The following is a 19,544-nucleotide window of genomic DNA, read 5'->3' as shown; positions in this document are numbered from 1 at the left end:
CCGCGTTTCCCGCCCCGGCCTGCCGGGGCCTGATTTTTGCCGCGCGAGGCCCAGATGCAAATCCAGATTCTCGGTTCCGCCGCCGGCGGCGGTTTCCCCCAGTGGAACTGCAACTGCCGCAACTGCCGCGGCGTGCGCGCCGGTACCCTGCGGGCGCAGCCGCGTACCCAGTCGTCCATCGCCCTTTCCGATGACGGCGGCGAGTGGATCCTGTGCAACGCCTCGCCGGACATCCGCGCCCAGCTCGAAGCCTTCCCGGCGCTGCAGCCGGCGCGCAAGCTGCGCGACACGGCCATCGCCGGCATCGTCCTGCTCGACAGCCAGATCGACCACTGCACCGGCCTGCTGACCCTGCGCGAAGGCTGCCCGCACCAAGTCTGGTGCACCGAGATGGTCCATCAGGACCTGACCACCGGCTTTCCGCTGTTCAACATGCTCAGCCACTGGAACGGCGGCCTGCAGCACCGGCTGATCGAGCTGGATGCCAAGCCGTTCAGTATCCCCGCCTGCCCGGGGCTGCGCCTCACCGCCATCGCCCTGCGCAGCAGCGCGCCGCCGTATTCGCCGCATCGGGGCAATCCGCACCCGGGCGACAACATCGGCCTGTTCATCGAGGACCTGCGCACGGGCGGGACCTTGTTCTACGCCCCCGGCCTGGGCCAGGTGGACGAGCAACTGCTGGGCTGGATGCGCCGCGCCGACTGCCTGCTGGTCGATGGCACGCTGTGGCGCGACGACGAGATGCGCCGGTGCGAGGTGGGCGACAAGCTCGGCAGCGAGCTGGGCCATCTGCCGCAGAGCGGCCCAGGCGGCATGCTCGAGGTGCTCGATGGCCTGCCGGCGGCGCGCAAGATCCTGATCCATATCAACAACACCAACCCGATTCTCGACCTGGACTCGCCCGAGCGTGCCGAACTGGACGCCCGCGGCATCGAGGTCGCGTTCGATGGGATGAGCATCCACCTGTAACGGGCCGATAACAAAAATCCGGAGAGCCGATGAGCCAGCCTGCCATGAGCCCTGCCGAATTCGAGCAGGCGCTGCGCGCCAAGGGCGCGCTGTACCACATTCACCATCCCTACCACCGGGTCATGTACGAAGGCCGGGCCAGCCGCGAGCAGATCCAGGGCTGGGTGGCCAACCGCTTCTACTATCAGGTCAATATTCCGCTCAAGGACGCCGCGATCATGGCCAACTGCCCGGACCGGGAAACCCGCCGCGAGTGGATTCAGCGCATCCTCGACCACGATGGGGCTCCAGGCGAGGAAGGCGGCATCGAAGCCTGGCTGCGCCTGGCCGAGTCGGTTGGCCTGGAGCGCGAGCAGGTGCTGTCGCAGGAGCTGGTATTGCCCGGTGTGCGCTTCGCCGTCGACGCCTACGTCAACTTCGCCCGCCGAGCCAGTTGGCAGGAAGCGGCCAGCAGCTCGCTGACCGAGCTGTTCGCCCCGACCATCCACCAGTCGCGCCTGGACGCCTGGCCGCAGCACTATCCCTGGATCGACGCGGCCGGCTACGACTACTTCCGCAATCGTCTGAGCCAGGCGCGGCGCGACGTCGAGCATGGCCTGCGCATCACCCTGGAGCACTACCGCACCCGCGAGGCGCAAGAGCGCATGCTAAATATCCTGCAGTTCAAGCTCGACGTGCTGTGGAGCATGCTCGACGCCATGAGCATGGCCTACGAGCTGCAGCGCCCGCCGTACCACACGGTGACGGCCGAGCGTGTCTGGCATCGGGGAATCACCCTGTGAGCGGCTTCGACCGTCGCCTGGTGCCGCGCCTGCGCCCCGGCTACCGCCTGCAATGGGAGCCCGCGCAGCAGGCCCATGTGCTGCTCTACCCGGAGGGCATGGTCAGGCTCAACGACAGCGCCGGTGCCATCGCCAGCCTGATCGACGGCCGGCGCAGCGTCGCGGACATCGTCGCCGAGCTGGAGGCGCGCTATCCCGGCGTCGCGGAACTGGGCGACGATGTGCAACAGTTTATGGAGGTGGCCCGTGACAAGTTCTGGCTGCAACTCGCCTGACACCCCACTCGGCCCGCCGCTCTGGCTGCTGGCCGAACTGACCTACCGCTGCCCGCTGCAGTGCCCCTACTGCTCCAACCCGCTGGACTTCGCCCAGCAGGGCGCCGAGCTCTCCACCGCCGAGTGGATCGAGGTGTTTCGCCAGGCCCGCGCGCTGGGCGCGGTGCAACTGGGCTTTTCCGGTGGCGAGCCGCTGGTGCGCCAGGACCTGGCCGAGCTGATCGCGGCGGCACGTGGCCTGGGCTACTACACCAACCTGATAACCTCCGGCATCGGCCTGACCGAGGCTCGCATCGCCGAGTTCGCCGCGGCGGGCTTGGATCATATCCAGATCAGTTTCCAGGCCGCCGACGAGGAGGTGAACAACCTCTTGGCCGGCTCGCAGAAGGCCTTCGCCCAGAAGCTGGCGATGGCCCGTGCGGTCAAGGCCCACGGCTATCCGATGGTGCTCAACTTCGTCACCCACCGGCACAATATCGACAATATCGAGCGCATCATCAGGCTGTGCCTTGAGCTGGAGGCAGACTTCGTCGAGCTCGCCACCTGTCAGTTCTATGGCTGGGCGGAGCTCAACCGCGCTGGGCTGCTGCCGACCCGTGCGCAGCTGGAACGCGCCGAACGCATTACCAATCAATGGCGTGACAGGCTCGCGGTCGAGAACCACCCGTGCAAGCTGATCTTCGTCACCCCGGATTATTACGAGGAGCGCCCCAAGGCCTGCATGAACGGCTGGGGCAATCTGTTCCTCGACATCACCCCGGATGGTACGGCGCTGCCTTGCCATAGCGCGCGGCAGCTGCCGGTGCAATTTCCCAATGTGCGCGAACACAGTCTGGATTACATTTGGCGCGAATCCTTCGGCTTCAATCGCTTCCGTGGCGATGACTGGATGGCCGAGCCCTGCCGCAACTGCGACGAGAAGCACAAGGACTTCGGCGGCTGTCGCTGTCAGGCCTTCCTGCTCACCGGCGACGCCAGCAATGCCGACCCGGTGTGCAGCAAGTCGCCCCATCACGGCGTGATCCTCGCCGCCCGCGCGGAGGCCGAGCAGGCCGGGCAAGCCATCGCCGAGCTGACCTTCCGCAACGCCGCCACCTCGCGCCTGATCGCCCGGGTTCGCTGAATGCCCAGCCCCCGCGTGCAGCACCTGCGTCTGGGCAACGGCCTGCATCTGACCCAGCTGCATGCGCCCTGGCTGAACCGCGGCGCCGCCGCCCTGCGCATCGGCGCCGGCAGCCACGACGAACCGCCGCAGTACCCGGGACTGGCGCATTTCCTCGAACACCTGGTGTTTCTCGGCAGCCGCCACTTCGCTGCGCAGGACGGCCTGCTGCCCCTGACGATGGAGCACGGCGGCCAGGCCAACGCCAGCACCCGCGAACGCCACACCGACTATTTCTTCGAGCTGCCGACGGCCGCCGTCGACGCCGGCCTGGCGCGGTTGTGCGACATGCTCGCCGCGCCGACCCTGGATCTGCGCCAGCAGCACGCCGAGCGCGAGGTGCTGCACGCCGAATACCTGGCCTGGTCGCGCGACGACCTGAGCGCCGCCAGCCGGGCCCTGGCCGAGGCCGTGCCGGCGCGGCACCCGCTGGCGCGCTGCCACGCCGGCGAGCGCGCCAGCCTGGCGCTGCAGCAAGAGGGGTTTCAGCAGGCCCTGCGCCGCTTCCACCGGGATTTCTACCACGCCGGCCAGGCCCGCCTGGTGCTGCTCGGCCCGCAGCCGCCGGAGCAATTGCGCGAGCTCGCCGAACGCGAGGGCAATCGCCTGCGTGCCGCTACGCCCACGCCGCGCCCGCCGCCGCCGGCCCTGCTGCCGCCGCGCCACAGCCGCGTGGCGATGGCGCGCCCCGGTCTGTGCCTGCTGTTTACCCTGCAGCAACTGCCGGACGGCGCCGCGCCGGCGCTGCAGTGGCTCTGCCAGCAACTGCAGCACGACGCCCCCGGCGGCTGGGCCGCCAGCCTGGCCGAACGCGGCCTGGGCGGTCCGGTACAGGCGAGCCTGGCCTACCACCACCAGGATCAGGCACTGCTGCAACTCGACCTGGGCAGCATCGCCGCGGACGGCGAAACCGCGGTGCTCGAGCTGCTGTTCGACTGGCTGGCGTTCTTCGCCCGCCAGGACTGGGGCGCGCTGAGTACCGAACATCGGCGCTGGCTGGCGCGCCAGGCCTGTGCGGTGGAACCGCTGGGCCTGCTGCGCCACTGGCTGCAGGCCGGCGAGACGCCATCACTGGATGAGGCCGTGCTGCGCGAGATCCTGCCCCAGCTGCATCCCGGCAACCTGCTGCGTCTGGTTGGCCGGTGCGGTGCGCTGGCGCCGTCCGCGTCCGCCCCGCCGCACTGGCAGCTGCCGCCGGCCAATCCCTGGCTGCAGCAGCGCGGCCCGAACCGCGCGACGGCCTCGCCCGAGGCCGCCGGCCTGCGCCGCGAGCACCTGCCCGGCGGCCATGGCCATGGCGCGCTGTTGCTCCGCTGGCAGGCAGCGCCGGGCTGCTCGCCGCCCGGCGGCCTGCTGCAGGGCGCCGTGCAAGCGCTCGCCACGACGACCCGGCGCGCCGGCTTGGAGCTGGGTCTGAGTTCCGGCGGCGAGCTGTGTGAGTTGCGCCTGAGCGGACCCGCGCCGCTGCTGCCGGACCTGCTGCGCGCCAGCCTGGACGCCCTGGACAATGCCCCGCTTCCCCAGCCGGCGCCGACGCCCTCGCCATCCGCGGCGATGTTCCTGCGCCGCCTGTGGCAACGCCTGGAAAGCGAGCTGACGCGCCAGCTGCATCCGCCTGGCGACCCGGTGAGGTTGAGCGATTGCCGCCGCGACGGCCTGGCCCTGGGCCTGGACGACGCGCAGTGGCACGCGGTCTGTGCGCTGTGGAACGCGGCGCCGGGGCAAGCCGGGCGCTGGCCGTCGCAGCGCCCGCGACTGGAGCAGCGGCTGTGGCTGGAGGTCGAGCCGATGGCCGGCGAACAGGCGCTGCTGCTGTTCGTTCCGAGCGGCCAGGGTAGTGCCGCCGAACAGGCGGCCGCGCGCCTGCTCGGCCAGTGGCTGCAGGCGCCCTTCCATCACCACTGGCGTCAGCGACTGGGGCTGGGCTACGGCGTGTTCGCCGGTCATCGGCGCCTGGCCGGGCTGGATGGCCTGTTGTTCGCCGTGCAATCGCCATACGCCGACGCCCACACGCTGCTCGGTCATGTGCAGGCCTTTATCGACGCCCAGCGCGTACCACTGGCAGGTCTCGACCTGGCGCGCCAGCGCGAACTGCTGCTGGCCCGTCTCGCCCCCGCAAAACTAGCCCCGGGCGAGGCCGCGACCCTGCTCTGGCAACTTGGGGACGACGCTGGACAACTGCAGCGGCTGCGCGAGGCGGTGGCCGCGCTCGATTCGGAGGCCCTGGATCGGGCCCTGCTGGCGCTGGGCTCGCCCGCCGCCGGCTGCTTCTGCCTGGCCACCGGCGCGCCTGCCGATTCGCGCTGGCGCCCGTCGGCCTAGAGACTCGGCAGGTAGACCATCTGCGTCGACTCGCCCAGCAGCAGGTCGCGATTGAGTTCGGCGCAGGCACGCAGGTACTCGGCCACCAGGGTGACTCGCTTGAGCTTGCGCAGATCCTCGCTGTAGTACATCCAGAACTGCCGCATCACCTCGACTTCGTCCGGCAGTACCGCCTGCAGGCGCGGATCGGGGCCGGCGAGAAAACACGGCAGTATCGCCAGCGCGCGGCCCTCCAGGGCCGCGTGGTACTGAGCGACCACGCTGGTGCTGCGCAGGCGGCTGTGCGCACCGGGCAGCAGGTCGTTGAGGTACAGCAGCTTGAAGCTGAACGCCAGATCCTCGACGTAGGTGACGAAGGCATGCCCGGCCAGGTCGTCGCGGCTGCGGATCGGCGCGTGGTTGGCCAGGTAGCCGGGCGTGGCGTACAGGCGCAGGCGGTAGTCGCACAGCCGCGAGCAGACATAGGGGCCGCGTTCCGGGCGTTCCAGGGTGATGGCGATGTCCGCCTCGCGCCGCGACAGGCTGATGAAGTGCGGCACCGGCAGGATGTCCACCGAGATGTTCGGGTAGTGGTCGAGAAAATGGCTCATCTGCGCCGTGACGAAGCAGGAGCCGAAGGCCTCGGTGCAACCGATGCGCAGATGCCCGGCGAGCCCGCCGGTGCTGCCGGAGACCTGTTCGCAGGCGACCTGCAGCGTGCCCTCCAGACTCTCCACGTGCCCCAGCAGGCGCTGCCCCTCGCTGGTCAGGACGAAGCCGGCGCTGCGTGACTTCTCGAACAGCAGCGCGCCCAGGCTCTGTTCCAGGCCGCGGATGCGCCGCGACACCGTGGTGTAGTCCACTCCCAGCCGACGCGAAGCCGCGCTGGCGGTGCGACTGCGCGCCACCTCGAGGAAAAAGCGCAGGTCGTCCCAGTTGATTCGCTCCATAGCTGTGCTTTTTTGCATATGAGTCAGGCTTATTTGTCAATTCATAGAGTAAATACGCCTACATATACTCCCTGTCACAACGCCTGACCAGATCGGGCCGGCCCCTCCAACAACAATTCAGGGCTTAGCGCATGAACGCATGGTCCATCACCGGCGTGTGCGGCGGCTGCGGATCGCTCCGCGGCAGCGCCGTCGACGACGACCCGCCTCCCCCCACCCGCCCGGGCACTGCTCTCCCACGTACCCAGCGTCCGCGTCCCACACGCGACGACATCTGCAGCGATCCGACAACAACAACCACGGAGCACCAGCATGAGCAGCCACGCCAACCATGCCCTGACCTGCGCACTGATCCGCAGCAATCCCAAGTTCCAGCGCCTCGCCCGCCGCCGCGCGCGCCTCGCCTGGGCCCTGAGCGCCCTGGTGCTGGCCCTCTACTACAGCTTCATCATGCTGGTGGCCTTCGCTCCCGGTTGGCTGCACCTGCCGCTGTACGCCGGCAGCCACCTGAGCCTGGGCCTGCCGCTGGGAGCTGCGCTGATCCTGCTGTGCTGGCTGCTCACCGCCTGGTACGTGCGCAGCGCCAACCTGCATTTCGACGCCATCAGCGCGCAGATCCTCGAGGAGTCCCAGGTATGAAACGTCCAGCCCTTCTGCTCGCGCTCTGTGCACCACTGGCCGAGGCCGCCCCCCTGACGGCCGAGCAACAGCCGCTCAACCTGCACGCCATCGGCATGTTCTTCGTCTTCGTCCTCGCCACCCTGGCGATCACCTGGTGGGCGGCGCGGCGCACCCGTTCGGCCGCCGATTTCTACAGCGCCGGCGGCGGTATCAGCGGCTTCCAGAACGGTCTGGCGATCGCCGGCGACTACATGTCGGCGGCCACCCTGCTGGGCCTGTCCAGCCTGGTCTTCGCCCGGGGCTACGACGGCTTCGTCTACATCATCGGCTTCTTCGTTGGCTGGCCCATCGTCACCTTCCTCATGGCCGAGCGCCTGCGCAACCTGGGTCGCTACACCTTCGCCGACATCGTCTCCTACCGGCTGGACCAGACCCGCGTGCGCAGCTTCGCCGCGCTCGGCTCGCTGACCGTGGTGTGCTGCTACCTGGTGGTGCAGATGGTCGGCGCCGGCCAATTGATCAAACTGCTGTTCGGCCTCGACTACAGCACCGCGGTAGTGGTGGTCGGCGCGCTGATGCTGGTCTACGTGATTTTCGGCGGCATGCTTCCTCAGTGAAACCACTGATTTTAATGAAGTCAGGATTAACGTACGTGATATGGCTTTGAGGGGAGGTAGTCGAAAGAATATTGGTATCTTTTGGGAGTTCTAAGTTTCGACCCGTCACTGGTAAATTCTGGCGCATAAGAGCCTCAAGGGTTGGCTGTTTTATTTTATTGTATTCGGCATTAAGCCCAATTTCTTTAGCGTTACGATAAAGCTAGCATGGAAACGATAGGTGCAAGCAAGTTAAGGGTTGCATCGCGCATGTCAATCTAGGCTATGCCCTAACTGGGCGTCAGGCCGGAACCTTGGGCAGTGTCAGAATAGGGCCGATTCCAGCATTTTCTGACGACTCGCCTGCAACCTCTAGGGCCTCAACCTGACAGGCCGCACGCTTAGCGTACGATTTTGTCCGTTTTCTCTATCGTCCCCTCCCAGCTCGCATGGCTGTCTGAGATCTCTTCGTCCTCCATTACGGCCTCGGTGAGCTGCGAAACCCCGAGACGAACGGTGCCAAACAGCTCTTCGCCATGCACTTCAACGAATGCTGGAAGCAGCTCAGCCAGCGAAGACTTCAGGAAGGCTTCGCTGTAGTGCCAAAGCGCGACTTCATTCCATACGCCGCACTCGACGGCCAGGTACTGAACTATGGCCAGCTGGTACGGCAGCGGTAATTCAGCGAAGGGCTGGATGGAGTAGGCGTTTGCGACTAGGGCGTTCATGCGGGCGGTCATTTGCGGACTTCCATGCTTGGTCTGTTGATGCCTCTAGGCTCGCACGGGGCTGGGGAATCCCAAGCCCTCGCCGGAGCAGCCGTTGCACCAGCTGACCGACAGGATTTCCCAGCGGATGTTTTTCTCTGGGATTTCGAACGGGCATAGGCTATCGCGGCCGGCATACCGGCAGGCATGCCAATGTTGCAAGGATCTGGCAGGTTTAGACGGAGAGCCGATAGAGCCGCACGGCCTTGCGCTGGGGATTTCGGGAGGGCGTGGAAGTATGGGTGCGACCTAACCGAAACTCTCAAGCAGGCCACCCATGATTCTTTCTGAAAAGTACCTCGCCACACAGGCAAAGCTTCGCGCCAGCCTCTCCACACTCGGCTGGCAAATCACAGACGTAGGCCCTATTGCTCTTGGCACCAAGACCTACCAAACGGCTGTTGGCGAAAAGCAGGCCATCGCCTACCTGCCGCCGTCTGGCGAAAAGGCGGCATTCTTCCAAGCCTCATACTGGAGCGAGGGCCGCAACGTGCTGGCGACGCTGCGGGCCGGCTGGAAGCCCATCACCCACGGTGAGTCGGACGAGGAGCTTCACGAGATGGCGGTAGCGTTCAATGCCGAGGTGGACGCCGAGGTGGCCAAGACCTATGCCATGCGGCTTGCTGCGCCGGAGCAGTAAGGCATCGCCTGGCTGGCACCCTGCAGACTCATGCGGGGTGCTTCTACCCGTTGGCGCCGGTGAGCGCCATGTCTGCAGGCTCAGCCGACACCGCGCCGCGCGACGCCCGAACCGTTGGCTCGACGAACTCGGCATTCAGCAGATCGGCTAGCGCGTCTGCCTCGATTTCGCTCAGGAGAAGTGGCTGAGGCAGGACAAGCACATCCGCCGATAGCCTCAGTTGAATCCAACTGCGCTGACGGTTGATCAGGTGGTCAACGACTTCGTTGACCACCAGCTGCATGCTCTCCCGGTTCTTGAAGAGATGTGCGTCGCCGGAGAACGGGATGTGCAGCTCTACCCCATCGACTGCCAGCAAGTTGGGGCGGATCTCGACGCGGACAGGCTTGGCTTTCACCTTGCGGGTCAGCCATTCGTTTAGCGCGCTCAGCCCGGCAAGCGAGAAACCCGTCACCCCAACGCCGACGAAAAATTCCAGCAAGTAGGGCGGTACCTCGGGTAGGTTCACCAATCCGACAATAGGCAAAAGGGGCATCAGGCCGGCACTGAGAAAGAGCTTGGTCTGAGGGTTCATGTCGTCTGTGCTCCATTGGTTGATTCAGTGACTGTTGCGCTCAGGTGGCCATCTGCAAAGGCCAGATCCAGCCGGCCGGCTGCCCGTGCCTGCTGTGCACTGGTAACGATTTCCCCACCAGGGGAACGGATCAGGGCAAAGCCCCGGCTCAGCAGTGCGAGCGGGTTGGTCTTGTCGTAGAGGGTGCCCGCCAGCGCCAAACGCGCATTTTCCCGTGCGATCAGGGCGAGCGACTGAGCGGAGGCCCTGGAAGCGCCCAGAAGGGCCTTTTGCCGCTCACTGGCGATCAGACCAAGGGTCAAGCGTGAAAAGCGATCCTGCGCAGCCTGCTGCTCGGCCTGTTGCTGGGTAATGAGCCGGGCTCGGCCGCTGTCAAACCGCGACTGACGGTCCAGCAGGTTTCGGTGCTCGGCATGCAGCCGCTCAACCACACGCCGGCTGAAGTAGCCCCATGCACGATCCAGGTACGGCCCCTGCCCGGCCACCAGCCGCTGAATCAAGGCGCTCGCCTGCTCTGCCCGTGCCCGCGCCGCCGATGCCTCGGACATGAGCGCCGTTTTGATGAACCCGATCACCTTTGACGGTGTGTCGAAACGCCGGTGCGCAACCAGATCGAGCACGCATTCGTCCACCTCGTGACCGATGCCGGTGAACACGGGCACCGGCAGCCGGCATACCCACGCCGCGAGGTTCGCATCGTTGAGCCAGGCCAGATCGCTCTTCGCCCCGCCCCCGCGAATGATTGCGACTGCATCGAAGCCCTGAGCCTGGTGACGCTCATGAACCTGCCGCAGAGCATCGCGAATGCTCTCGGAGCAATCCTTCCCCTGGAAGGTCGCTGCGAAATACTCGAACTGGCACACCCCGGCGCCGGCCAGCTGCTCGGCATCACGCCTGAAGTCGGCAAGCCCGGCCGCTTCGTGGGGCGCGACAACCGCCACGCGCCAATACCCACTCGGCGCCGGCAGCCCGCGCTGCAGATCCAGCCAGCCCCGCTCACGTAGAGAGGAAATTATCTTCTGCAATTTTGCCTGCATGTCGCCCAGGGTGTAGCTCGGGTCGATGCCGGTCACCATGAGGCTGAAGCCAAACTGAGGGGAGAAATCCGCCCTGACTTTGAGCAGCACATTCATGCCCGCCTGCGGCAAGCCCCCGGTCGCCTCTTGCCATTGCTGCAGCACCTTGCCGGCGACATTGGCGAACATCGTGCACCGCGCCTTGGCCACCTCGGTACCGTCTCGCGATTCGAGGATATCCATGTAGCAATGCCCATTGGGGCGACGCTTGAAGTCGCTCAGCTCGGCGACCACCCAGCAGCTGTCGGGCATCGCAGCGCGAAACGCCTTCTGGATCTGGGTCAGGTAGGCACTCAGGCTCAGGTGGCCCTCGCCCTCATCAGCCACGCTCAATGCCCCGCTCCCCTTCGGTACCCAGTGTTGCCTGCACAACCTGCTCGATGCGCGACAGCCGGTCTGCGCAGAATGCACGGGCCTTAGCGAACTCCTGAGCTAGTGACTCCAGCTCGTCAATGCTGACCTCGTTGCGCTCCAGGCGCTTAACGGTCTGCTCGATGAAGGCGATGTTCGCTTCGTAGGTGTCTCGGCTCATTGGGGATTCCTGTGACAGGGCAGTTTCGAGCCCATTATCACAGGAATACCGGAACACCCAAGCCAATCAGCGAGTCGGTGGGTACCAGTAGCTTTGACCCTGCTCGATGTGACCTGGCTTGTCGCCGTACTTGGCCAGGAACAGCTCCTTGGCCAGGTTCAGGTGGGGCCGGACCAGGTGGTGCACCATTGCGGCGTACTCGCCGAACGCGGGGTGACGCTTCCAGTACCCGCCGCCGATTGCTGCCGACAGAGATCGATCAAACCAGCCCTGTAGCAGCCGTTCCACGCCGGCCAACTCTTCCTCAGCCGACTTTGCGTCGTCGATCATCTGCCGGCCGTCACGCTTGGCTTGCTCACGCTCGTTGTACGCAGCAGGCAATCGGCCAAGGGCCACAAGCGCCTCCTCGAATGCCAGGTGCCTTTTCTCGTGGGTGATCCGGTCTTCTGCCAGATCCGGCGCGAACTGAAGTCCGCATAACGAACAGGTGACGGTGCCACTGCCAGACCCTGCGCACAGCGCAGCCACCGCATCAGATGCACGCTTGCGCAGCTCATGGTAGTGGCGCACGGCAAAGTGCTCTCGTGCGGTCACGTCCAGACGCTGGGCATGGGTCAGATCAGGGTGTGAGTGCTTGGCCTGCTTGGCGAGCTTCTTGGCGCGCTCAAGGTCAAGAAGGGGGGTGTGCATTTGCATACGGAAACCTCCAAGGGATTGCTCGGTGTCCACTGAAGAGCACCCTGCGAAGGTGCCGGTAGTTGTCTGCTGTGAAGTCGGTAGTGCTTCCGCTTTGCCCGTGTGGACGGCCGGCACCTACCCGGAGTGCCAGCAGAAAATATCTCCTGACGTTGGTCGTCAGTCAAGCCAACCGGCTGATCATTTCTTGAGCACGCCCTGCCGCCTCGGTACCTGCTCGCCTGCCTGAGGTTATCCACAAGGTTGCCCACGCTTTCCGTGGATAAACCGCAGGCAGAAAAAATCCCGCTCAAGGCGGGACTTTTCTGAGGTTCATGTAGACGCCATCAGCGCACGGGACGAATCGCGCCAGATGTCAGAGGGCCGGTACCCGAAAACTCATAGCCCGGCTTGTGGCCATAGAAATCTTCGTACTCGGCGCCCTCCAAGCCCCGCGTCTCGCCCTTCAGCACGCTCACCCAGAGGGAATGATCGTCGTCGATGTGGATGAAGCTCGCCGGGCCGTAGCCGTTCTGTTCCAGCCAGTCTGTCAGCTGCACGAACCGAGCCGGCGCGTAGTTCACCTGCCCTGCTCCCTTGCTGCTCGCCTCGCACACTGGCTCGGGCTGCAGGGTGTTGTGGAAGCGGATCTGGCCTTCGCACACGATGATGTTTGCCAGTACCGGCGTGGGAGCCGCTGCCCATTGCCGGTGACCGATCCTGATATCCAGGTAGTCATCATCGGCAGCGTATGCATCCGGCAGCGTCGCCCTGCTGCATCCGCTCAAAGCGCCCGCAAGTATCAGCGGCACGACGAGCGCGTTCGCAAATCTCTGCCCTTTCATTTCAACCTCCGTTGGCCTGTTGTGCGATCTGGGCCACCTGGTCATGTCCCATCGGGGTGTGCAGCGAAACCCCGGCTCCGTCCTCAAGTCCCTGCTGGTAGGCCCCGTATTCCTGCGGGCTCACCTTGCGGCGCTTCATCTTGCCCACCGGAACATCCGGGTGGTGTTTGCTCATGTAGGCACTGATCGACCGCTCCACCTCCTCGGACACTCCGGCGAACTCCTCTACCCGGCGTGCTACGGAGGTGATCCACGATTCGGCGTACAGGTCACCGGCGCGGCGCTTGTTCGATGGGCTCGCGAGCTGCAATCCAGAAAGATAATTCCTGCGTGAATCGGTCAGCTGTCGAGCCAGCACTTCGTAGGCGTAAGCCGCCATTTCGGCCGTGCCGGTATCACCGATGAAGGTCAGTGTCTGCCCGGATCGACCGTAGCCGTAGAGATTGATGCAGCCAAAGGCCTTCGCCACTGTCGCCGCGAGCATTCGCACCCAGCGCGCCGGCATGCTCTTGCCCTTGCCCACTTTCAGGGTGAATTCTTCTGCCCGAGATGCATGCACATCGCCAAGCTCAAACTTGAACTTGTCCATCAGCTTTTGCGCCTGGCGCATTGCCGCATCAGCTTCGTGAGCATTGCTCGACTTGGCCAGCGCAAAACACTTCTTGATCTTGTCCAGGGCGCGTTTGCGCTTCTCTGGATCGAGTTCGCTCGACATCTCTACAACCTCCGCTTCGCGACACATGTTCGCCATCTAAGTACGCGCGATCAGTGAAGCGCGGTTGTGCAATATCCCAAGCCCACATCAGCCATGCCGATTACGAAGTTCCTCAAGGCCAAAAACCATATCTGCCAGCTCTGCAGGACCTGCGTTACGTGTCGAGCGGAAATAATCCGCACGTATTCCGGGCCGTCCTTCGAGCAGAAGTAAAACCGTCTCGCGCTCAACATCGCTCGCAATTCGCAATTGCTCGATCATGCTCACATACGCTTCGCGACACGCAAGCAGGAACTCGCCGCATCGATCCTTGCGAGTTAGGCCCATGCATCCAGAATGAACTGCAAGCACTGTGTTGATTGAACGAACAACCAGCGGAATCAGCTTGGAGCAGCGCTGAAAGCAGAACATGGCTTCGACCAGGTTCGCGCCAGCCGGGTAATCGCCCTCCAGTTGAGACAGTTGCTGCCAGAAGCGGTCACTATTTGCAGGTAGCTCAAAACTTGAGAGATTCATTTTCTTTTGGTTTCTGCTGCCCTCGATCATCTTCATCAGGCCTTCGAATCGAAAAGCTGGACTTCAGAACTGTCATTACGGGCATCCATTACTTGCGCTGCTATTACCGCTACTTGCTCTTCATCTAACCACTCCCTGATGCGTCCTGCGGAGAGTCGCCCATTATCGCTGTCGGTTCTTAGCGCTTCGTAAGCTTCTTTATTAAGCGGTTGATAACGATTAAAGGCCTCGCGCAGAAGATCGCTCCATGTTGGGCCTTGGAACCATCCCTTACCATTGCATGTTTTAACGCACCAGTTTTCTATAGGCGCAGTGAAATTCGATAGATTGATCCCAGCCAATATATAACAGAGCAAAATCAATACTTTAATGCCATTCACCCACGAGGGGAGTCCCCATTGCTCGACGTTCAGAGTGATCACAAGGAAAAGCACTAGGATATAAATTACACCGACGACGATTGATGCTTTGGAACGTATGGCCTCTTCGCGTGGACCGTTCGTGGTGGAATCATTAATCTCCCACAGATACTTTCGCATCTCGGATAGCTGCTTGCTCCGCTCGTTGGTGCTCACTTCATTCATCACCGCATCCCCAAGAAAATATGTACTGTCCTTCCATGTCCCGCATACAGCGTGCATATCCGCTACGCGACACAGTGTTAAAGCCGCTGCTGCTCGAACGTCACTCGATTCATCAGGCAATACTCGACCGGGTAGCCGTTGACGTACTGCTGAGGCGATAACCCGCTGCCAATGTAATGGCAGGTTCCAACCATGAACTTCAAACCGCCAGAGGGGTATTTCTGGCTGAGCAGCACTGCCTGATCTCCTTGGATTGCGAAGCCGGTAATGTCCCCCCAGTTAAAGCTCACACCCCCACACTCCAGCCCGGTGTCAGTTACCTCCAGGATCTGCTGTACCACCCCTGACTCAGGCGCCTGAGCGAAGAACCTCCCGTTCGGAAGGATCGGTGGCCAGAACTCGCCAGCCCTTATCTCTTTGAATTCCAATCGGCCTCCCTCACTTTCCTAGCAGCCACACCAAAGCCGTCAGCGCATACCGATACACGCGGGCCAACACGACGACACCCGTGAGCGGCGTCAGCACCATGCCAGCTGCCAGCACAAACCCATGGAGCGAATCGGTCCAAAGTCCGAAGCTCGGCAGCAGCGAAATCTCAATTCCCATCGTTGCCCCCTGAAGGATCACCAAGCAGGCGGGCATGCAGCGCTCGCACCTTGGCGATGTCGCCTCTCAGTTCGGCCAGCAGATCGCACCAGATCTTCCTGGTACCGACCGCTACCCCAACACCTGTCCCCAGAGCGAAAACGCTCCCCACCAATAGCTCCAGCACCATCAGAAAAAACCCGCCTCAGTCACTCCCGGTGGTACCATCTTCACACCTCTCGCGGCAGTCCCAACTGCCCACTGCCTCCCTGGCATCGGCTACATCCGCTACGCGACACAGACTCCCCCGCTTTTTCTGAAAACGAACAGTCGTTGTAGATTTATACGGCATGAACCCCAGTTTTTCCGCCGTAGCTGGAAAGTGATAATGCCTGGTTGCTGGAAGGTGGAAAGTCACTGGAACCCGCGTCATTACTGGCTTTCACAGTTTCCACCCATGGCTAAGGAGGCCTTCACTTTCCACCCTCAGCAGCGTTGGTGGAAATTCTGATCTTCAAGAGTGGAAACTGAGCGTGGAAAGTCACTGGAACCCGCGTCATTACTGGCTTTCACAGTTTCCACCCATGGCTAAGGAGGCTTTCACTTTCCACCCTCAGCAGCGAAGGTGGAAATTCTGGTCTTTAAGAGTGGAAACTGAGCGTGGAAAGTCGCTGGAAGCCCCGTCATTACTGGCTTTTACTAGCTGAATGCCTCTCTGAGACTTTCACCTGCTGATAACGCTGCTTCGCAAGCTTCCAGAGCCTTCTTGGACCTTGCTATTGAGTTGTTCATCGTGCGACACAGCGCCCTGTTTTCGTGGGCAGCTTTGCGAAGGTCGGCGAGAAGACGTTCGTGGTGCATTGCGGCCTCTCTGACCTCCTTGGGCAATGACTTGAAGGTGCTGGGTTTGTAGCTGAAACCCGCTCCTTTAGGTAAATCGATGGTCACGGATCGCCCCGCTGTTGCCAGGCCAGTTGGCCGCAATTTGGCCCCCACGGCGCGGGATAAGCTCGTGTCCTTAATATCGACCTTCTTTGCCCAGGTAGCCGACCAGCACCCCGGCGTTCTGATCCGCACAGAGATGAGCAGGTGCGTATGCAGATCTCGGTCACCAGACCGCGCAATCAACCAGTTGGCATGGGCTAGGTACCCCTCAGCTACAGCCAGCGCCATCTCATAAAGGGCTTGGTATTGCTCATCCAGCGGGTGATCGATGCGCAGCTTCTTGGGACTCATGCCAGGTACCGTAAAATTTTCAGAAGCATGGCAGACCACTGAGCGGTTAGGCGGGCTAAACCTACAAGATTCTTGTACCTTTAGCCCGCACAGGCGGGTTTTTAGTCTCGATAATCTCTCTCCGTGGCCAATCGGCTGCCATGCTGGCAACGATCTGTCGCTTCGACCCTTCGCAGGCGACAAATTAGCAACCTTGTTGCCATTACGGCTCCGCTACGGCATCGCCAAGCACATAACTTTGCCCCAATGCATAACGGGCACTACCTCTGGAGAGAGTCATGAGTACCTTCTTGGGCCTGGATATCGGTTACAGCAACACAATTGGCACCTTTGGTGACGGCGTAGGGCAATCGGAATCCTTCGTAAGGCCGTCTCAGGCTGCACCGCTGGCCTCTATCCCCGGTGATTCAGGTCTGCGGGCCGGCGAGGTCCTGGTTGATGTAAATGGCGAGCCTTGGGTTGCATTCGCTGCCCCTGGAAGGGTCCAGGAAGGCCGAGAGCTACACGAGGATTACACCAGTTCTGAGGCCTATCAGGCCCTGTTTAAAGCATCTCTGCTACATGCAGCAGGTAGTGGAGATGTAATCGACGTGCTTGTAACTGGATTGCCGGTCACTCAAGCACGAGATGAGAGCTATGTTAAAGCGCTCGTTGAAACAATGACTGGTACTCACCGCATCAGTTCAAAACGCGAAGTCACAGTCAAATCCGTCGTAGTTGTTGCACAGCCAATCGGCACCCTTACCGATATTTATTGCACATCAGATAGTGCGGATGTTGTAGAGGAGTCTGTTTCGCTCGTTCTTGATCCCGGATTCTTCAGTGTGGATTGGGTTCTATTTGATCACCGTGAACTGGTTGCGCAGTCAAGCTCTAGTAGCGTTAAAGCAATGAGCGTTCTACTTCAGGCTTGCAACGAAGAGATTGGCTTGGAACAAGGTGGCATTCCGGGTGTTGAAAAGATCGAGCATGCGCTACAGTCCGGCCGGTCTTACATCCTGATGTTCGGCCGCAAGGTTGAGTTGGACGTTTATTTAAAGCGCGCAGCTGATCGTGTTATTCCTGCGGTGTTAGGTGAAATCAAACAATCTCTTCGTTTTCTTCGTGGTCGCGCAATCGACTGCGTGATTTTGGGAGGCGGTGGCGCCTCGATTTACGAAGAATATGCTCGCTCTGAGTTTCCCGAATCTCTGGTAATTAAGCCTGCCAATAGTGTCAAAAGCAACGCGAACGGCTTCTACATTATCGCCATGTCTTGAGACGCCTTTCAGAAGATAAATGAGGTCTGCTATGCGTTTTCAGGTGAGGGTTGGCGAGCAATATTCGGAACTGCTCGCGCATTTGGAGTCGTTAAAACCAGAGTTGCGAGGGAAACGGCTTCTCGCTTTGGCCGCAATGCAATTAGCTCGAAGTGAAGCATCCGCTCCGTTTAAAGGTCACATTTCCGAGCCGTCCATTGCAGCTGAAACGTGTGCGGAAGTAACTGATGGCGTAGCCCCCGTTGCGCCAGCTAAACGAGCACCAGATTGGATCACGAGAACAGCAAATGGCTCCGCATAGAATTTTGCTAATGCCACTTCTTCTGATTGTGGCACTCGCAAGCCCTACAGTATGGGCGTTCACTTTGAAGGGAACTGTCTGGGAACGGGTTTCCAATGCGAGTTCTTGCAAAGCACCACCACTACTCTTGTACTCGCTCGCGATTCAGGAGTCACGGCATCCGGCAGGGAGGGGGTTAATTACTCCCCATCCGTTCGCATTACGCAATGCAATCAGCGGTTCAAAATATCCAGATAGTCAGGCCGAAGCCGCACGGCTTCTACAGCTCTACATTCAGGAAGATCCGCTTACAGATGTCGGCATGATGCAGATTAATCTTCGGTGGAACGGTGCGCGCGTAAAGTCGCCTGAGATGCTGCTTGATCCAGAAACGAATATCGCGGTGGCTGCCCAGATCCTTTGCGAGTCTCTTTCTGTTAAGCGAAACGACATCGAGCTAGGCATCGGTGGGTACCACACAATGAATCCAGAACGTGAAGCAGACGCTCGTGCATACGCCAGGAATGTCCTGATGATCTGGCGCTCACTTCAAGCTTTAGAGAAATCGGGGAGCTAAGGAATGTACTCACTCAACAGTGCGCTGATTCAGATGACAATGCGCCGCATGATCCTGGCAGGTCCACAGGGCTTCCCGGATGTGCTCCAGGAACAGCGGATCAGTTCAAGGGATGTGATGTGGCTGCACCTGCTCAACCGGAGAAAACTGGAGGCTTTGGACCGGCTTCCGATCTCTCTCTTTAGGATCTCCTATGACAGGTTGGATGTTGGGCGTGGAGGGCTGGATGATGACCTTTTTGAGCGCACATGCATCCGGTTGACCATGGTCACTGAAACCATCAATTTCGCGATCACTAACAAGACGAACCCACTGATCAGCATCGGGTTCGACAATGAAGGCTTCGACCGTTTCCGGCATGAACCTTTTCTGCGACGGCTCATGATGATTCAGAAAGGAGGCTTCAAGGTTGGCCTTCGGTGCGACCTCGCTTCCCTAGAGCTGATGCCGGACAACCCTGAGGCACAGTTGAGTGATTGCCTGCGCATTATCCTCGGCGAGCTGAAGCACCAGCGCGCTAATGGAGGTAAGCGTATGGGCCGCGTGCGGGATTGGAACGCGGAGCTAACCAGTGGTGATGTCGTCGCAGAAAGGCTGCTGAAGGATGGTGTGACCCCCAAACTCGTTACCGCCCACGTTGGCTTGCCTGAGCGCGTTAACAGCCTTCATCGTAAGTTGCGCCGTGAGAATCGTGTTGGCCCGAAGGGAGGCGGTCGAATCGGCAGTCATTCGAGCAGTATCGAGAGAATGCCTCGCCACGCTCTGCTCTTCATGAGCATCTACCTGCTGCTGGCCAAGAACCCCGAGACTCGTATCAATGCGCTGGCCTTTTCGCTCGCGCTCAATGAGTACCGCCTGATCTGGTCGTACCTGAATTTCTCTGAGGCCGATACTCTCGACGCATCTGAATGCTGGCTTCTTGCGTCGGGTTATCGCTCTCAGGAGGTTAGCGTTGTCGAATGCTCCTCCTGCCGTCAGATCAAAATCCAAGATAGGCGAAAGGCGAGCACCTGCCATTGGTGCTAAC

Annotated in this window: 23 protein-coding genes and 1 pseudogene; 11 read left to right on the top strand and 13 right to left on the bottom strand. The window is 61.6% G+C overall.

Annotated elements, in window-relative coordinates:
* Positions 1–54: 54 nt before the first annotated feature.
* Genes pqqB through pqqF form a run of 5 tightly spaced genes read left to right on the top strand, consistent with a single transcriptional unit; the run spans position 55 to position 5,510 of the window.
* Positions 55–969: a pyrroloquinoline quinone biosynthesis protein PqqB gene (gene pqqB / locus ACSSNI_RS21470; RefSeq protein WP_448260226.1), complete on the top strand. Its 915-nt coding sequence runs from the start codon at positions 55–57 to the stop codon at positions 967–969.
* A gap of 29 nt (positions 970–998) precedes the next feature.
* Entirely contained in the window at positions 999–1,751 is a 753-nt protein-coding gene (gene pqqC / locus ACSSNI_RS21465) for a pyrroloquinoline-quinone synthase PqqC (RefSeq protein ID WP_124086853.1), read from the top strand.
* Complete coding sequence (gene pqqD / locus ACSSNI_RS21460; protein WP_047712918.1) at positions 1,748–2,026, top strand: pyrroloquinoline quinone biosynthesis peptide chaperone PqqD; 279 nt, start codon at positions 1,748–1,750, stop codon at positions 2,024–2,026. Before pqqC ends, pqqD begins: the two co-directional genes overlap by 4 nt.
* Positions 1,998–3,149, top strand: a complete 1,152-nt coding sequence (pqqE, locus tag ACSSNI_RS21455) for a pyrroloquinoline quinone biosynthesis protein PqqE (RefSeq protein WP_126870474.1) — start codon at positions 1,998–2,000, stop codon at positions 3,147–3,149. The genes pqqD and pqqE overlap by 29 nt, the downstream gene beginning before the upstream one ends.
* Positions 3,150–5,510: a pyrroloquinoline quinone biosynthesis protein PqqF gene (gene pqqF, locus ACSSNI_RS21450; protein WP_124086851.1), complete on the top strand. Its 2,361-nt coding sequence runs from the start codon at positions 3,150–3,152 to the stop codon at positions 5,508–5,510.
* On the opposite strand, the gene ACSSNI_RS21445 is transcribed toward pqqF, so the two are convergent.
* A complete protein-coding gene (locus ACSSNI_RS21445) occupies positions 5,507–6,457 on the bottom strand; it encodes a LysR family transcriptional regulator (protein WP_031654918.1) in 951 nt (316 codons plus the stop codon). The two genes, pqqF and ACSSNI_RS21445, sit on opposite strands and share 4 nt — an antisense overlap.
* Before the next feature lie 294 nt (positions 6,458–6,751).
* On the opposite strand from ACSSNI_RS21445, the gene ACSSNI_RS21440 reads away from it, so the two are divergent.
* Together ACSSNI_RS21440 and ACSSNI_RS21435 are read left to right on the top strand one after the other, a co-directional pair.
* The gene (locus ACSSNI_RS21440; RefSeq protein ID WP_023123338.1) at positions 6,752–7,078 is read left to right on the top strand and encodes a DUF485 domain-containing protein; all 327 of its coding nucleotides are present in this window, start codon (positions 6,752–6,754) and stop codon (positions 7,076–7,078) included.
* Positions 7,075–7,668, top strand: a pseudogene (locus ACSSNI_RS21435) (sodium:solute symporter family transporter); the annotation flags it as partial. The gene ACSSNI_RS21440 and the pseudogene ACSSNI_RS21435, both read left to right, overlap by 4 nt.
* A 389-nt stretch (positions 7,669–8,057) precedes the next feature.
* Here the strand turns inward: ACSSNI_RS21435 and ACSSNI_RS21430 are convergent.
* Positions 8,058–8,396, bottom strand: a complete 339-nt coding sequence (locus ACSSNI_RS21430; RefSeq protein WP_448260222.1) for a hypothetical protein — start codon at positions 8,394–8,396, stop codon at positions 8,058–8,060.
* Positions 8,397–8,700: 304 nt separating this feature from the next.
* On the opposite strand from ACSSNI_RS21430, the gene ACSSNI_RS21425 reads away from it, so the two are divergent.
* Positions 8,701–9,063, top strand: a complete 363-nt coding sequence (locus ACSSNI_RS21425; RefSeq protein WP_448260221.1) for a hypothetical protein — start codon at positions 8,701–8,703, stop codon at positions 9,061–9,063.
* A gap of 43 nt (positions 9,064–9,106) precedes the next feature.
* Here the strand turns inward: ACSSNI_RS21425 and ACSSNI_RS21420 are convergent, their stop codons facing one another.
* The 11 genes from ACSSNI_RS21420 to ACSSNI_RS21370 all read right to left on the bottom strand — a co-directional run bounded on the left by ACSSNI_RS21420 (position 9,107) and on the right by ACSSNI_RS21370 (position 16,401).
* Entirely contained in the window at positions 9,107–9,637 is a 531-nt protein-coding gene (locus ACSSNI_RS21420; protein WP_448260219.1) for a hypothetical protein, read from the bottom strand.
* Entirely contained in the window at positions 9,634–11,040 is a 1,407-nt protein-coding gene (gene xseA, locus ACSSNI_RS21415) for an exodeoxyribonuclease VII large subunit (protein WP_448260237.1), read from the bottom strand. The genes ACSSNI_RS21420 and xseA overlap by 4 nt, the downstream gene beginning before the upstream one ends.
* Positions 11,033–11,245, bottom strand: coding sequence for an exodeoxyribonuclease VII small subunit (locus ACSSNI_RS21410; RefSeq protein ID WP_019406848.1), 213 nt, complete (start codon positions 11,243–11,245; stop codon positions 11,033–11,035). The genes xseA and ACSSNI_RS21410 overlap by 8 nt, the downstream gene beginning before the upstream one ends.
* Before the next feature lie 66 nt (positions 11,246–11,311).
* Positions 11,312–11,941, bottom strand: a complete 630-nt coding sequence (locus ACSSNI_RS21405; protein ID WP_044316129.1) for a hypothetical protein — start codon at positions 11,939–11,941, stop codon at positions 11,312–11,314.
* 326 nt (positions 11,942–12,267) lie between these two features.
* Positions 12,268–12,765 carry a hypothetical protein gene (locus tag ACSSNI_RS21400; protein ID WP_448260217.1) on the bottom strand — a complete coding sequence of 166 codons (498 nt, stop codon included), beginning with the start codon at positions 12,763–12,765 and terminating at the stop codon, positions 12,268–12,270.
* A 1-nt stretch (position 12,766) separates the two neighbouring features.
* Positions 12,767–13,480 (bottom strand): DUF2786 domain-containing protein, encoded by a 714-nt coding sequence (locus ACSSNI_RS21395; RefSeq protein ID WP_448260215.1) that lies wholly within the window; start codon positions 13,478–13,480, stop codon positions 12,767–12,769.
* A gap of 87 nt (positions 13,481–13,567) precedes the next feature.
* Positions 13,568–14,032, bottom strand: a complete 465-nt coding sequence (locus ACSSNI_RS21390; protein WP_448260213.1) for a hypothetical protein — start codon at positions 14,030–14,032, stop codon at positions 13,568–13,570.
* Positions 14,032–14,580, bottom strand: coding sequence for a hypothetical protein (locus tag ACSSNI_RS21385; RefSeq protein WP_448260211.1), 549 nt, complete (start codon positions 14,578–14,580; stop codon positions 14,032–14,034). Before ACSSNI_RS21385 ends, ACSSNI_RS21390 begins: the two co-directional genes overlap by 1 nt.
* Before the next feature lie 77 nt (positions 14,581–14,657).
* A complete protein-coding gene (locus tag ACSSNI_RS21380; protein ID WP_019406843.1) occupies positions 14,658–15,008 on the bottom strand; it encodes a hypothetical protein in 351 nt (116 codons plus the stop codon).
* A 10-nt stretch (positions 15,009–15,018) separates the two neighbouring features.
* Positions 15,019–15,222 (bottom strand): hypothetical protein, encoded by a 204-nt coding sequence (locus tag ACSSNI_RS21375; RefSeq protein ID WP_448260209.1) that lies wholly within the window; start codon positions 15,220–15,222, stop codon positions 15,019–15,021.
* A 642-nt stretch (positions 15,223–15,864) separates the two neighbouring features.
* Positions 15,865–16,401, bottom strand: coding sequence for a hypothetical protein (locus ACSSNI_RS21370; RefSeq protein WP_019406841.1), 537 nt, complete (start codon positions 16,399–16,401; stop codon positions 15,865–15,867).
* A gap of 278 nt (positions 16,402–16,679) precedes the next feature.
* Here ACSSNI_RS21370 and ACSSNI_RS21365 point away from each other — a divergent pair, with 278 nt between their 5' ends.
* From ACSSNI_RS21365 to ACSSNI_RS21355, 3 genes are all read left to right on the top strand, one after another.
* Positions 16,680–17,660, top strand: a complete 981-nt coding sequence (locus ACSSNI_RS21365; protein WP_125869360.1) for a ParM/StbA family protein — start codon at positions 16,680–16,682, stop codon at positions 17,658–17,660.
* Between the two features lie 311 nt (positions 17,661–17,971).
* The gene (locus ACSSNI_RS21360; RefSeq protein ID WP_037002714.1) at positions 17,972–18,517 is read left to right on the top strand and encodes a transglycosylase SLT domain-containing protein; all 546 of its coding nucleotides are present in this window, start codon (positions 17,972–17,974) and stop codon (positions 18,515–18,517) included.
* Between the two features lie 3 nt (positions 18,518–18,520).
* Positions 18,521–19,543: a hypothetical protein gene (locus ACSSNI_RS21355; protein WP_019406838.1), complete on the top strand. Its 1,023-nt coding sequence runs from the start codon at positions 18,521–18,523 to the stop codon at positions 19,541–19,543.
* Position 19,544 lies beyond the last annotated feature (1 nt).

It is taken from the genome of Stutzerimonas tianxiuensis, assembly GCF_053470365.1.
This window is presented reverse-complemented; position numbering and strand designations above follow the sequence as displayed.

What these genes read in the sequence shown, in the direction of transcription:
- ACSSNI_RS21410 (WP_019406848.1), bottom strand. Translation starts at nt 11,245, where the DNA reads ATGAGCCGAGACACCTACGAAGCGAACATCGCCTTCATCGAGCAGACC.
- ACSSNI_RS21395 (WP_448260215.1), bottom strand. Translation starts at nt 13,480, where the DNA reads ATGTCGAGCGAACTCGATCCAGAGAAGCGCAAACGCGCCCTGGACAAG.
- ACSSNI_RS21445 (WP_031654918.1), bottom strand. Translation starts at nt 6,457, where the DNA reads ATGCAAAAAAGCACAGCTATGGAGCGAATCAACTGGGACGACCTGCGC.
- ACSSNI_RS21390 (WP_448260213.1), bottom strand. Translation starts at nt 14,032, where the DNA reads ATGAAGATGATCGAGGGCAGCAGAAACCAAAAGAAAATGAATCTCTCA.
- ACSSNI_RS21360 (WP_037002714.1), top strand. Translation starts at nt 17,972, where the DNA reads ATGCCACTTCTTCTGATTGTGGCACTCGCAAGCCCTACAGTATGGGCG.
- ACSSNI_RS21355 (WP_019406838.1), top strand. Translation starts at nt 18,521, where the DNA reads ATGTACTCACTCAACAGTGCGCTGATTCAGATGACAATGCGCCGCATG.
- ACSSNI_RS21370 (WP_019406841.1), bottom strand. Translation starts at nt 16,401, where the DNA reads ATGAGTCCCAAGAAGCTGCGCATCGATCACCCGCTGGATGAGCAATAC.
- ACSSNI_RS21420 (WP_448260219.1), bottom strand. Translation starts at nt 9,637, where the DNA reads ATGAACCCTCAGACCAAGCTCTTTCTCAGTGCCGGCCTGATGCCCCTT.
- ACSSNI_RS21405 (WP_044316129.1), bottom strand. Translation starts at nt 11,941, where the DNA reads ATGCAAATGCACACCCCCCTTCTTGACCTTGAGCGCGCCAAGAAGCTC.
- pqqB (WP_448260226.1), top strand. Translation starts at nt 55, where the DNA reads ATGCAAATCCAGATTCTCGGTTCCGCCGCCGGCGGCGGTTTCCCCCAG.
- pqqC (WP_124086853.1), top strand. Translation starts at nt 999, where the DNA reads ATGAGCCAGCCTGCCATGAGCCCTGCCGAATTCGAGCAGGCGCTGCGC.
- ACSSNI_RS21365 (WP_125869360.1), top strand. Translation starts at nt 16,680, where the DNA reads ATGAGTACCTTCTTGGGCCTGGATATCGGTTACAGCAACACAATTGGC.
- ACSSNI_RS21430 (WP_448260222.1), bottom strand. Translation starts at nt 8,396, where the DNA reads ATGACCGCCCGCATGAACGCCCTAGTCGCAAACGCCTACTCCATCCAG.
- ACSSNI_RS21440 (WP_023123338.1), top strand. Translation starts at nt 6,752, where the DNA reads ATGAGCAGCCACGCCAACCATGCCCTGACCTGCGCACTGATCCGCAGC.
- pqqF (WP_124086851.1), top strand. Translation starts at nt 3,150, where the DNA reads ATGCCCAGCCCCCGCGTGCAGCACCTGCGTCTGGGCAACGGCCTGCAT.
- ACSSNI_RS21385 (WP_448260211.1), bottom strand. Translation starts at nt 14,580, where the DNA reads ATGAATGAAGTGAGCACCAACGAGCGGAGCAAGCAGCTATCCGAGATG.
- ACSSNI_RS21425 (WP_448260221.1), top strand. Translation starts at nt 8,701, where the DNA reads ATGATTCTTTCTGAAAAGTACCTCGCCACACAGGCAAAGCTTCGCGCC.
- ACSSNI_RS21400 (WP_448260217.1), bottom strand. Translation starts at nt 12,765, where the DNA reads ATGAAAGGGCAGAGATTTGCGAACGCGCTCGTCGTGCCGCTGATACTT.
- ACSSNI_RS21375 (WP_448260209.1), bottom strand. Translation starts at nt 15,222, where the DNA reads ATGCCCGCCTGCTTGGTGATCCTTCAGGGGGCAACGATGGGAATTGAG.